General features: G+C 55.2%; 10 protein-coding genes. All 10 read right to left on the bottom strand.

Features of this window, described 5'->3' with window-relative positions:
• Positions 1-279: 279 nt before the first annotated feature.
• On the bottom strand, positions 280-750 hold the full coding sequence (locus M4951_RS14405) for a hypothetical protein (RefSeq protein ID WP_262022351.1): 471 nt from the start codon (positions 748-750) through the stop codon (positions 280-282).
• Positions 725-1,657: a DUF1559 domain-containing protein gene (locus M4951_RS14410; RefSeq protein WP_262022352.1), complete on the bottom strand. Its 933-nt coding sequence runs from the start codon at positions 1,655-1,657 to the stop codon at positions 725-727. The genes M4951_RS14405 and M4951_RS14410 overlap by 26 nt, the downstream gene beginning before the upstream one ends.
• Before the next feature lie 84 nt (positions 1,658-1,741).
• Positions 1,742-3,154 (bottom strand): DUF1501 domain-containing protein, encoded by a 1,413-nt coding sequence (locus M4951_RS14415; RefSeq protein WP_262022353.1) that lies wholly within the window; start codon positions 3,152-3,154, stop codon positions 1,742-1,744.
• Positions 3,144-7,166: a DUF1549 domain-containing protein gene (locus M4951_RS14420; RefSeq protein WP_262022354.1), complete on the bottom strand. Its 4,023-nt coding sequence runs from the start codon at positions 7,164-7,166 to the stop codon at positions 3,144-3,146. Before M4951_RS14420 ends, M4951_RS14415 begins: the two co-directional genes overlap by 11 nt.
• 190 nt (positions 7,167-7,356) lie before the next feature.
• Complete coding sequence (locus M4951_RS14425; RefSeq protein WP_262022355.1) at positions 7,357-8,124, bottom strand: IclR family transcriptional regulator; 768 nt, start codon at positions 8,122-8,124, stop codon at positions 7,357-7,359.
• 946 nt (positions 8,125-9,070) lie between these two features.
• Positions 9,071-10,099: a flagellar motor switch protein FliG gene (fliG, locus tag M4951_RS14430; protein WP_262022356.1), complete on the bottom strand. Its 1,029-nt coding sequence runs from the start codon at positions 10,097-10,099 to the stop codon at positions 9,071-9,073.
• Between the two features lie 107 nt (positions 10,100-10,206).
• Positions 10,207-10,686, bottom strand: a complete 480-nt coding sequence (locus M4951_RS14435) for a chemotaxis protein CheX (protein WP_262022357.1) — start codon at positions 10,684-10,686, stop codon at positions 10,207-10,209.
• Positions 10,687-10,907: 221 nt separating this feature from the next.
• A complete protein-coding gene (locus tag M4951_RS14440) occupies positions 10,908-11,399 on the bottom strand; it encodes a 6-pyruvoyl trahydropterin synthase family protein (RefSeq protein ID WP_262022358.1) in 492 nt (163 codons plus the stop codon).
• Positions 11,396-12,304 carry a triphosphoribosyl-dephospho-CoA synthase gene (locus tag M4951_RS14445; RefSeq protein ID WP_262022359.1) on the bottom strand — a complete coding sequence of 303 codons (909 nt, stop codon included), beginning with the start codon at positions 12,302-12,304 and terminating at the stop codon, positions 11,396-11,398. Before M4951_RS14445 ends, M4951_RS14440 begins: the two co-directional genes overlap by 4 nt.
• Positions 12,301-13,182 (bottom strand): alpha/beta fold hydrolase, encoded by an 882-nt coding sequence (locus M4951_RS14450; RefSeq protein ID WP_262022360.1) that lies wholly within the window; start codon positions 13,180-13,182, stop codon positions 12,301-12,303. Before M4951_RS14450 ends, M4951_RS14445 begins: the two co-directional genes overlap by 4 nt.
• Between the last annotated feature and the right edge of the window lie 48 nt (positions 13,183-13,230).

The following is a 13,230-nucleotide window of genomic DNA, read 5'->3' on the forward strand; positions in this document are numbered from 1 at the left end:
TCAGCTTAGAGACTCTTTCCCCCCGAGTCAAAGGGGTGACGACCAAATGCCCGCAATACGTCCCCGGCAAAAGGGGACCCAGTCGGTCTGACCATGACCCGGCCGGGCGGCATCAGCAACATGATGCCTGCACCATTCAGCGGCAAAATTCGGCAGCCGCAGGAACTAATTCAACGGCTGCCAAGCCGAGTCACGCCAACGCGAGTCCACAGGAGACGTGGGGTTTTTCCGTGGGCAGCAAGCAGGCTGGGGCTCTTTCCCTACGTTTCTTTCTCAATCTTATCGAGATTTTCTTGCTTGCGAGCTGCGCTTATCGTCGAGAGGAATTTCAAAATCAAGCTGCGCGTTCGATTCGTGAATCTCCTCCTTCGTATGATAGGGCAGAAAAAGCGACGTCCCCATTTTAAAGTGGAGCCCTTCGGTGCTGTCTCCCACTTCAACCCCATCATACCCCGTAATGGTCAGCAACATCGGTCCGGAAGGGACGAACTCTTCTGTTGCATATCGACCGTTACTAATTTCCGCGTAATACGCGCGACCTCGACCTCCGCGCGACGCATCTGGCTCTAACTTCACGATGCCTGCCGGCACAGGGTCTCCCTGGAAGGAGACTTCTCCAGTAACGATTGTGCCATGGGAATCTTCGCGCTGGCTGCAACCGCTCCCCATCAACGCGATAACCGCGATTGGGATGGATACGAACGCAGGATATCTCCAATGCATCTTAAAAATCTCCAACAGGAAGTCCATCGTTGCGAATCGCCAAAGCATGGCCGATATTCAGGTCAATGACCTCGGCTATAAAATGAACGGAACCGTCGGCGAACACCGCTTGAACGCCGCCGGGATGCCAAGATTGAAACGTGCTAGGCGGAGCTTCGCCGCTGCCTTGAGCATTCCAAGGAGTGTTTGGCTGATTGACGAATCCGGTAACGGCGAACGCCATCGCGCCCCCTTCATGCTTCGCGCTAGAAAGCCACCAGAGATTCCATGCTTCGGCATAAGCCGACTCGCCGATCATCATGACGTTCGAACTTCCGTCGGTAGCGTCGCGGAAGGCGTAGTGAGAATTGGCGTGAAATAGCCCGTTGGTATAGAACCGACGCAATCGATCTCCGTTGCCTCCGCACGACTTCATTGCATCGGTTCCTCCGCCTTGCACGGCCGCATAACATTTTTTGTGCGGATACTGCGACAACGTCGGATCTGAAGGGCACTGCATGACGCCAAGCTGAGGCAAAGAATCACGACCGCTCGCGAGAATAGCGTCACTCGGCTGTGCGTCTGCTACGGAATAATCGGCGCCCAGAACAAGATCATCATGCAAGTTCCCTTGCTCTAAAAAAGGCAAAACGAGAACCGACCAAGGCGCTTTGCCATAGGACGTCGTCGATGGTCGGCACCAATCGGAAGAAGAAAAATTAGGACTCGCGTTCCAAATGTAGCCCGAGGGAAAGTTGCCGAAGGTGTCATGATAGTTATGCATCGCCAACCCATGCTGTTTCAGGTTGTTGCTGCATTGACTTCGTCGCGCCGCTTCACGCGCCGCTTGAACAGCCGGCAGTAAAAGCGCAATCAGCACGCCGATAATAGCGATCACCACCAATAGTTCCACCAGCGTAAATCCGCGGCGGAAAAAATTCGAATTCTTCAACATGCCGCATCCTTCATAAAGGAGAATAGAATTGTAAAAATCGAGAAGATAAATGCCCTTGCGTCTTCGTTCCGCGGTTTTCCGCCGTTAGGCGATCAGTTCTTTCCATACGTCGCCATGGACGTCGGTAAGTCGCATGTCTCGGCCGCTATAACGAAACGTAAGCCGTTCATGATCCATGCCAAGTTGGTGCAAGACGGTCGCCCACAAGTCGTAAATGGTCGCTTTATTTTCGACGGCGTGATAGCCAAACTCGTCGGTCCCACCGTAGATACTGCCTCCCTTCATCCCGCCGCCGCACAACCAGGCGCTAAACCCGAACGGATTATGATCGCGTCCATCCCCTTGGGCGAAAGGAGTGCGTCCGAATTCGCCGGCAAAGACGATCAAGGTGGTATCCAACAGGCCGCGCCGTTTTAAGTCGGCGATGAGCGCGGCGATCGGCGCATCTACTTGCTGGGCCATCTCGCCATGACCGCGTTGGATCTCTCCATGTTGATCCCAGGGATTTCCGAGGCCGCCGGCTCCGATCCCCACGTTACTGCATAACACTTCAACGAAGCGCACATCACGCTCGACGAGACGACGCGCCATCAGACATTGCCGCCCATACTGCGATGTATGCGGATTGGAACTGGAAACCCCATACAGATCGAGAGTCTCTTTCGTCTCTTGGGAGATATCGGTTAGCTCAGGCACCGCCTGTTGCATCTCGAAGGCGATTTCCGCATTCCGAACGCAATCCAGCACGGCCTTTTTAGCAGCCACCCTTTGCGCAAACTGAAGATCCAGATCTTTGATCAGCGCCAACGACTTTTGCTGCTCTTGCCGGGCGATGCTCGGAGTAATATTTGGCACGGCGCTGTCGCCTGCCAGATTGAAAACGGAGCCGCCTGCGAAGGCCGGCAAAAAACCATTGCCAAACAAACTGACGCCGCCATGCGGTACGCCAACTTTTTCGCCCCGCAAAACGACATAAGGCGGAAGTCGCAGATTCGCCGCACCCAACCCATACGCAATCCAAGCGCCAGCACTTGGATGACCTAAAAAGGGAAAACCCGTATGAAAGAAGAAGTTGCCTTGGGCATGCTCAGAAAAGTCGGCCGTCAACGATCGAACAACCGCCAAGTCATCCGCTTTCTCCGCGATCTGGGGAAATAAATTGGTCATCTCCAGTCCTGAATCGCCATACCTTTTCGCTTTCCAGGGAGAACCCAGGATATTGCCGACCGCATCAAACTGCGTCCGCTCGATCTGCCCCGGCATCGGCTTGCCATGCAATTTGTGCAAAAGCGGTTTGGGATCGAACGAATCAAGATGAGAGACGCCGCCTGACATATAAAGCAAGATCACCGATTTCGCTTTCGCAGGGTGATGCGATACCGGCGCTTGCGGCATGGCCGCTGCTGTCGAATTGATCAGGCTGGAAAGGGCGAAAGAGCTGACGCCGACAGAGGACCACTTCAGAAACTCTCGGCGGCTTTGTTCATTAATAGACATAGAGAAACTCCTTCGAGTTAAGCATGGCATGGGCAATTCCATACGTTCCGTGCGAGCGAAGTTTCTCGTTCCACTTCTGTAGCTCGATATGGACTCGCGCTTTGGCAAGCGCGAGCGTTTGAAGTTCATCCTGGAGAACTGCGAATCGCTCTTTTTGCTCGGGGGCGCCGATTGGAATTTCCGCCAACGTGCTCCAAGCTAATTTCGATTCCGCAATCTCTTGGGCCGAAAGTGCGCGATCATACAAGCGCGCTTCATGGATTCGCCCCCGAAACATTCTGCCTGGACTTGGCGCGACGCCGTGCCGCATCCCCAAGAGGACCTCAGATCCACCTGACTCAAAAGTGAACGCTGGTCCCTTTCGATACGATTTGCCATAGAGTTCCGTGTTGCGGTAAACGGTGATCGTGCCGTCCTCGTCATAAACGATCGTCAACAAGAGAGGACGACCAAGCGTCTCTTCCGGAGCCCCCGCAAGCGGAATCGTTCGCTGGTGATGGTCGCTTCCAGCGATCCAACAGCGAGGTTGTATCTCACCAAACACGATGGAATCGAAATAATTTCCATCCAGGGTTTGCACGGAGATCACCCCACCGCCCGATTGCGAAGGCTCGCCAAGACTAACTAACGCTTCCAGCGTTTTCGCTTTTAACGGCTTCTTAAGCGGCGGCGTCTCCATATATCCGCCGTTTAAAATCAACGCTCCTCCTTCAATCTTCGCATCACCTTTCAGGACGCCGTCTAAATCGCCTCGCTGATCGGTCGCATCTCCGTCAAACCTCCATTCCGCGAGAGGGAGCTGTGCTAAATTCTCACCTCGATTCGCTGCGGTCGCTTGGGCGCGATCACTTTCCTCCTCTTTTCGCACTTTCATTATCAACTGGTCGATTTCCGCTTGCGTCTTACGGACACTCTGCTGAATGACTTGCATCTCTGCGGCAAGGTTGCGAATCTGCGAGTCTGCTGCCTGCGCTTCGCGGTAGTGAGTCGTCAGGATCTCGATTTCCGCTGAACTTGGCGGACGAACGTACGCTTCGAGGAACATCTTTTGGATCTTCTCTTCGTCATTGAGGGCAGGATGCTGACGGTCAATACGATCCGCCCATTGTTGCGCCGCCTCTTTCACGACTTGCCCGTTCATCATCGCCAGCGCCTGGGCAGGCACATTCGTATTGGTGCGAGCGCTATTCGTGGTGGTCGGTATCGGCATATTAAAGACGGCAAGAAACGGATCTTGTTCATTCCGTATCACCGGCAAATAAATCGCTCGTTCGGTTTGATTCGCGAACTGTCCAACCGAATCGTAGATCGCCTCGGCATCGAGCCGGCGCGGGAGAAAGTAAGAAAGGTAGATATTTTGGGGATCTTGCTGAATGGTTGGTTCGTCAGCTTGGCCCGCTGATCGAAACGCTCGACTGGTCACCAGCTCTCGAATCGTATGCTTGAGCGACCAAGCATTTTGTTCAAAGTCGATCGCCAGGTGATCGAGCAACGCGGGGTGCGTAGGCTCGCTGCCAAGCCGTCCAAAATTGTCGGTCGATGCGACCAGTCCTCTCCCAAAGACATATGCCCAAAGTCGGTTTACCAGCACTCTCGATTTCAGCGTGTTGTTGTCGCTCACTACATCTTTCGCTAGTTCTAAGCGTCCAGACGTCGAGCCGTCGTATGTGCGGCCGTCAAATACTTCTAAGAAGCCTTGCGGCACAGGCGCCGTCTCGTTGCGATGATCGCCCCGCACCAACAAGGGCTGATCGACAGGCTTGACTTCAATCACCCCGGGGGCGCGGGTCGGCGCCGGAATCGCTTGTTCCAGCTTTCGATAAAGCGACACTTGCTTTTGAATTTTTGCCGGAAGCTGATCAAGCTGGTTGTCAAAAAATCCCAACTGTAAAAATTCATTCAAAAATTCGGCTTGAACATCGGTGCAGTCGCCGCGACGCCAAGCGTTTACGGCGTCTCTCAATGTCGCTTCGTAGGCGGCTGAGATGGCTTCGGTCGATTTCAATACCTCCAGATCTTTCACCAATGCAAGCAAAGAAGCGCCTACCAAAAGGGGAGGAGAATCCCCCGCATAAATCTCGGTCACACCGAACCAAGATCGATCGGCGTCGCTAGGGTACGGCAACATGTCTTTGCCGGTACTCAATTCAAAATGACATTGTTCGCCATGCCAATATTCCCACTTGGCGCTTAGTTTCATCCAATCAAGCGATCGGCGGTCCAATCGATTGGATCGATGCAGACCTCCTCCTCGCGTTAGCGGATAAGCGCGGATCGGAGTGCGGGCTTGCGCTCCGTCTCCTACAGCTCTTACATAAGCATGCTTGCCGTCGATTTGAATATTTTCCGTATTGAATACGGCCGCATGCTTATTGGAAACAAGATGCGAATAGACCCCTCCTGGATAGATTGCAAGTAACGCCGCGTTTCCCTCCGGTTGCATCGCAAACGATCCGGCCGGGCTAATTGCAGTCGCCGAACTGTTGCCTGTCACCTTCCAACGGCTTTGGTTCGCAGGATCTTTGAGATCTAGATAAAGGGAAGCGTTGGCGATCGACTCGGCGCGGGCTTTTTTCATTTTCGCTAGATCCGCCGCGTATTCATTTACCTTCCGAGATATATTCTTTGGCGATTCGTCTTTTAACAGCATCCAGACGCCAATCGGGTCGGAGTAGTGCGGCGGCTCTTTTCGCTCGCTACTAAATTTCTGGAGCCAAGCGGCCAAGCCAGAAAGTTGAGTCAACCAATGGTCGGCGATCCGCTTACGAAGTTCCGCTTTGACCTCCAGAATTTCTTCCCTGTTCATGCTCAACCGAGCCGGGGAATCGATCACGATATTGGAAGGACGGCCGCTCGCAAAGATTCCGTAAAAGCGGTAGAAGTCCTTCTGGCTGATCGGATCAAATTTGTGATTGTGACAGCGAGCGCAAGAGACCGTCAGACCCAGCATTGCTTTCGAAACCACGTCAATCTGATTGTCCGTAAACGTGATTTGCTCTCCGTAGGCGTCCGTGACTCCATAGCCGTGCGGAACCATTCTTAAATGTGCGGCGCCGATCGCCGACTCGTTCAACGAAAGCGCTTCGTTAATTCGCGGCGTTTTCATCAGATCGCCAGCCAAATGCTCCATGAGCAACTGGTCATAGCCGACATCTGCATTGATCGCTCGAACCAGGTAATCGCGATATTGACGCACGTAGGGGATCTTGGGATCTTCTTCGCTGCCGTGCGACTCGGCGTAGCGATACCAGTCTTGCCAGTGCCTTGCCCAACACTCACCAAATGCTTTCGACATCAAAAGCTGATCGACCAACGCTTCATAGGCGGCGTCGCTCGGCTCTTCGACAAACCGGCGTGCAACTTCAGGATCTGGCAACTGGCCCGTTAAAATCAAATGAACGCGACGCACCAACGTCTCTGGCGAAGCGACGGCTTGCGGCTTGAGACCTGCTTGACGCATTCTGGCGTAAACGAAACGATCAAGGGGGCTTTTGTCCCATGCGGGATCATCCACATCAGGAATCGTCGCTTGTTGTAGCGGCTGAAAAGCCCACCACTGCTTGCGGCTATCTCGAACCTCATCCCAAGCAGGCGCTCCCTCTAGATTGGGAGACTTCGGCTTCTCAACACGCGGATCCGGTAACCCGATCTTGATCCAATGTTCAAAATCTTGGATCACTGCTTTTGATAGCGGAGGAGCCTGGGCAGGCATTTCATAGCCGTTCTCATGTCGCAGCGCTTGCAGCAAAATGCTCTCTTCAGGATCTCCGGCAATGACCACATCTCCCGAATCGCCGCCCGCTAACAGCGCATCTTTGTAGTCGAGTGCGAGCCCTCCTTTCGCCTTGCCGAAGCTGTTGTGGCACGCGTAGCAATGCTGAACCAATACGGGGCGAATTTTTGCCTCGAAAAAATCGTTCCCTGCATTCGGCGAACCGAAAACGGTCGTCGCCAGAAATAGGACGTAACCCAAGGATTGGAAGACCGTGAGAAATCTCGAAGAGGCGCACATAGTTTTCATGACTATCGATACAACAAACGTTCTATTTTTCATCCGCTTCGCCAGTCAGCGTGCATCTTGGTCGTCGCCCTGCTGCGGCTTGGCTGCAGCGGCCGACATCCTTCGCATCGATTGATACCGGTCTCTCTGTCGCCCAATTCTCCAGGCCGCTCGTGACGCAGTCTCCACTCTCTATTCAGAGTTACTTGCAATAGCTGGCCGTCGCTTGCCGCGTCGCATCCATGACGACCTTGCCAATTTCAGCAAACTGCTGCTCAGGCAGCCGATACGAGGGGCCGGCGATCGTAATCGATCCGATCGGGTAATTTTTTGAATCGCGCACGACCGCCGCGACGCAATGAATCCCTTCCATCCCTTCGGCATGATCGACGGCAAAGCCGCTGGCGACGATTTTTTCCAGCTCTTTGACGAACGCTTGCTTCGTGGTGATGGTGGTGGGAGTGAATCGTTTCAAGCGGAGACGGTCGACCAGTTCTTTTCGCTCTTCTTCCGGTAGATTCGCGATGATCGCTTTGCCGGGCGCACAGCTATACGCCGGGCATCGAGCGCCTAGTTCGGCGGAATATTTAAACGGGTGATTCGAGATAAGCTGCTCTAGAATGACGTTCTTGTCTTCTACCAAACAACAGATTTGAGTCGTCTCTCCCGTTGCTTTTCGCAACGCGCGCATGGCTGGAATCACCGCTTCCACCAAGCCCTTTTGACGACCTTGCGGTTGCCCTAACAGCAGAAATTTGTTGGTGATCGTATAGCGCTTGCTGACTGGATCTCGCGACAAGTAATCGAGGTTTTCCAACTCTTGCGTAATCCGAAACACCGAAGCGGACGGATACCCAAGCCGCTCGGACAACTCAGCGATGGTTGCGCTAAGTTGACTGGTCGCTAGAAGTTCAAGAATGGCCATGCCGCGATGCAAGTTGGGTACCGTAACTTCTTTGATTTCTGCCATCGAATGCAAAGTTCTCGTCGACTATTTTTGCTGAAAACCGTATGTGAAATCGAATCCACAGGTGAAATCCTACTGACAGCGATGAAGGCTGTCAAGAAAAACCGCAGGAATCACCAAATTTCACGGCGGTAAGGCAGTGCCCAAATCCTGCTTTTCGGCCGCAACAATAGAGGACGCGGCGAACCGGGGCACGGCGATCGGACGAGGGCGCCAGCGGCAAAGAATTGTCGCTTGACAAAGCGCACGAATCCGGGGTCCATTACCGAAGAAATCCTGAACGAACCCACCCCTTTGCTTGGCGGTCGAAAGGCCGATTTGAGACAAGGATGCTGCGCGATGACAATTTTGCAGACCGATCCGTTGTTGGCGGGCAAATGTCGAATGTCGAAACCAGAATGTCGAATGACGCGATCAGCAAGCTCAAAAAGAGCGATCCTGTCCGGTCCCACCTTTCCCGATCCGGTCCCACCTTTCCGATCCAGTCCAACCTTTCCGATCCAGTCCAACCTTTCCGATCCAGTCCAACCTTTCCGATCCAGTCCAACCTTTCCGATCCGATCCAAGCTTGTCCGATCCGATCCAAGCTTGTCCGATCCGATCCAAGCTTGTCCGATCCGATCCAACCTTGTCCGATCCGATCCAACCTTGTCCGATCCGATCCAACCTTTCCCGATCCGATCCAACCTTGTCCGATCCGATCCAACCTTGTCCGATCCGATCCAACCTTTCCCGATCCGGTCCAACCTTTTCCGATCCGGTCCAACCTTTCCGGTCCGGTCCAACCTTTCCGGTCCGGTCCAACCTTTCCGGTCCGGTCCAAGCCTGGCCAATGACAAATTTCAACGGAAGCCCCCACTGGGAAGCGGCTTCGTCATTCAAAATAGAGGCCGCATTTCCCTTGCTGGCGCGGCGGACGACGAAGAGTTGGGGAGGACCCTGAACAAGACTATTGGACGAGTTGCTCTTCCTCGTCTCCGGCGGAGAGCGCGATTTCGCCGGCGTCTTCCAGGCGGCGGACGATGTCGACGATTTGCTGTTGGACTCCTTCGACTTCCGAAACCTTGACGGCGCCCAGGAAGTCCATTTCCTCCAGCAGCATATCGGCGGCCCGTTTGGACATGTTGCCGACCACTTTGTCGCGCAGCTCTTGGCTGGCCCCTTTGAGGGCCATCGCCCATTGGGCGCTTTCGACGTTTTTGAGGACCGCTTGCATGTCTTTGTCGGCCAGCTTTTGGATGTCGTCAAAGACGAACATCAAGCGGCGAATCTCTTCGACCAGATCAGGATCTTCCTGGGCGAGATGCTCGAGCAGCGCTCGTTCGGTGGCGCGATCGGTGACGTTTAAGATCTCGGCGACGGTCGGGACGCCGCCGGCGTTTTCAAACGATTGGCTCATCACGCTGGCCATCCGCGTCTCGAGCCCTTTTTCGACCTCCTCAATCACTTCAGGATTGGTTTGTCCCATGTTGGCGATGCGGCGAATGACCGACAGTTGCCGATCGGCCGGCAAACCCGAGATGATTTCGGCGCCGTACGACGCGGGCAAGTGCGACAAGATCAACGCGATGGTTTGCGGGTGTTCGTCGACGATAAAGGTGAGCAGGTTTTGGCTGTCGACTTTACGCAAGAAGCCAAATGGGATCGATTCGACCGATTGGCGAACGTTGTCGAGAGTTTCGTTGGCCCCTTTGCCCAGGGCCCGCGTGACCAGGTTTTTGGCCAGGCCGATGCCGCCGCCGGCGCCAGCAAGTTGATTGGGGTTCTGCTCAGCGAAAGACAGGATCGCCGTTTCTTGCTCTTGGCCGGTCAGTCGATCGAGATGCGCGATCTCGATACAGACCGCTTCAACTTCCTTGGGGTTCATCCGGCCCATCAGTTGGGCCGCATCGTCCTCGGGCAGGCTCATCAAGACGATGGCCGCTTTACGCAGATTGGGATTGGTCTGGTGAGACCCGTTGTCGCGAACTTTTGGCATGCCCTTCCCTACGACTACCGACGATGAAAGCGCCGTCTCTCTTTTATCGTCGCGGAGGTTCGTATCGATGAGGAAAACTTTGCCGCCTCATCAGGGGCGATCGCTAGCTACGCCAGCACGCCAACCGGTGCGAAGCCGACTTTCAGCGACATGGGGCCCCAAGGGCACTCGAACGGAATCGCAATCGCATGCACTTCGGACGGAAAGCGAATGTCCGGAGGCGATCCGACCACTACGTTCGGCAGACTGATCGAAAGCTCGAATTCTTCGAGTTCCGCTTTGGCGGCGCCGGCGACCATGTTGGCGATTTCGCCCACGGCGTCGACGACATCATCGTTTAGCCCGTCAAATTCGGAGGGTTCCATCATCAACATCGCTGCGGCGGCTTGAATTGCGACGCTTTGCGAAAGGTTAACAACCACGACTCCTTGGGCTCGACCGGAAAGTCCGATCACGCCGCAGACGTCGTAAGAGCCTTTGAAGTCTTGGACGAGAACAAGCGATCCTCGCTTGATCTGGCACCCGAGCATCGTATCGAAGGTATTGGTCATCGAACGAATGAACGGGTTGATATATTCGACCTGCATTTCTCGGGTATCCTGCCGAACTGCGTGGATGTCTCGGTAGTACGAGAAGGGAATTTGTGCGTGTGGCGCTCCATTGCGTCAAGCAAACCTAGGTCCGACTTCACTTTCGTCAAGAAAGTTTCGGACGTATTTAGCGCACTACGGCAAAAACCGCAGACAGGCTCCCCGAAGCAGTGCAGTCGCCGACTTCATTGCGATAGATACGGCGAGCGCCGCAATCCTTATTCGCCGCGCAATTCGCAGACGCCCCATTGACCGTAGTTCTCGTCAATCGCGATGCGTAGATGTTGGGGGCGAACGCCGGTCCGCTCTTGGAGCAGGTCCAACAACCGGCGCCCAACGTAGCGCGCAAGCAGTTCTGTCGTCGTATTCGGCACAGGCAACAAAACGCATTCGGCCTGCGGAAAAACCCAGCGACGATCTTCGAATTTGGCCGTCACCTCTTTGCCATCGGCGACAACGTGGATCTGGGGATGCGCGGTCGGCAGCAGCATCCGATGATCAAGCTCTCCCACGATCTGCGCCAACGCATCGCGAGCGGCGATAAAGTCGACGACATAATGGTTCTCGTCAAGAGGGCCGAAAATTTCGGCTTCGACGCGATAGTTATGACCATGCACGCGTTCGCAGGTTCCGCCGGCGAACGTAATAAAGTGGCCGGCGCTAAAGACAAGATTGTCTTTCGCAATGCGTACCCAGTAGGTTTCGGTCATGACAATGATTCCGCTGATGAGGTCGGCGCCGATCGCAACGGCAGCGTCACTTTCCGCTGACGCAGCGCCACAAAGATCGCTCCACCGATGATATCGGCTGACGTGCCGGGGTTGCGCCGATGATCGTCGGCCCGTAACCAGAAGTCGAGATTGCGGAGCTCGTAGAAGTATTCTTCGCTAATCGGCTCTCCAGCGTCCAACACGCGCTGGGCCATCAGCGCGCTTTTGGCGGCGATCTCGTCTCCACATTTTCGCTGAATCAAACTATCGGGATATTCAGCCATTTGCCGGACATGCGCGTGGACAATTCGATCGGCGAGCGGAAGATGTGCAGCCCTGGCGTCGGTCAAATAGTCGACCGCGGCGAAGACCTGCTCGCAACCGTTGACATACTGCCGGGCGATCAGGTCTCGATCGGCGGCGGCCCGCATCGCAGCTAGCAAATCGGCCGGCGGGGGGCCAAAAGCGTCCATCTGGTCCACGTTTCCCATGCCGCCGGGTTTCGCCAACGCGATCGCCCGGTAAACGTCAGCGGCGTCATCTTCATTCAAATCGGCCAGCCCTTTGGCGACGCCGCGGGGATTCAACTCCCTGACCGGCACAACCGCCAGCGGCGCCAGCAGCAGCACCAGCCCCAAGTTGGTATTGGTGTCGACCACGCGGCGCGTCGCTCGAACCGCCGCTAAAACGGTCCGGCCGATGCGACTTTGTCCGGCGACATCAAGCGCCGGCCCAATCGCAACGGCGCTGGCGGCAAAATCGTTGAGCCCTAGATTGCTGAAATCGGCCCCACGATGGACATTGCCCGGCTTCGGCGCGTTGACTTCCAGCAGACAAGCGAGTGTCGCCATCTGGCCAATCGTCAGTTCGGACCAACGCCCGTCACTCTGGCTATTGTCACTCATGTGGCGGTTCGCTGCAGAAAGGATTCGACCAACGGAACAATGCGCTCGTGCGCGTCTTCAATCACATAGTGACCAGCGTCTTCTAATACATGCGACTCGGCCTGAGGCCAATACGTTTGAAATCGCTTCAGGCACTCCAGCGTAAAGCACCAGTCCTTCGCTCCCCAGATCATCTGAATCGGCTTCTGCTGCAGGTCAGGCAAATGCTGTTCGATATGCTTGAGCGTCGCGTAGGTCGGATGTCGCGGCGAAAGCGGAATATCCCCGACAAACCGCGAAATCGCAACGCGATTCGCCCAGTTGTCGTACGGCGCAAGCAGACCCGCAGTTACCTCAGGCGTCATCCGCTCTGGCTTTTCGGTCGCCATCGTGATCGCCGCACGAGCGAATAGATTCAATCCGCGCATCGCGGCGTTGCCGATCACCGGCGCACGACACGCAAAGATTCTCCACGGCACGTACGGCGGCGGAAAGGCCCCGGTATTAAACAGGATCAGCCGCTCGAATCGCTCTGGCTGGCGAACGGCGGCGCCCAGTCCAATTGCGCCTCCCCAGTCATGCACGGCCAAAGTCACGTCACGCAGATCTAACCGATCGAGAAAGCGGGTTAGATTGTCGATATGCTGCTCGAGCGTGTATTCGTAATTCTGCGGCTTATCGCTCAGCCCGCAGCCGATGTGATCGACCGCCAGCGTGCGATGGCTTCCCTGAAACGCCTGGATCAAGTTCCGCCAATAGAACGACCAAGTCGGGTTCCCGTGGACAAACAGAATCGGTTTTCCCGCTCCTTCATCCACGTAGTGATACCGTTGACCATCCAGGTCGAGCGTATGGGAGGCGAAAGGATAGAGCTTCCGCCAATCGGCCGGCGCGAGCATACAGGCAATCAGCTAATCAGGGTGAAAACCCCGATTATACAAGAGAAT

Source organism: Blastopirellula sp. J2-11 (genome assembly GCF_024584705.1).
Taxonomy (GTDB): domain Bacteria; phylum Planctomycetota; class Planctomycetia; order Pirellulales; family Pirellulaceae; genus Blastopirellula.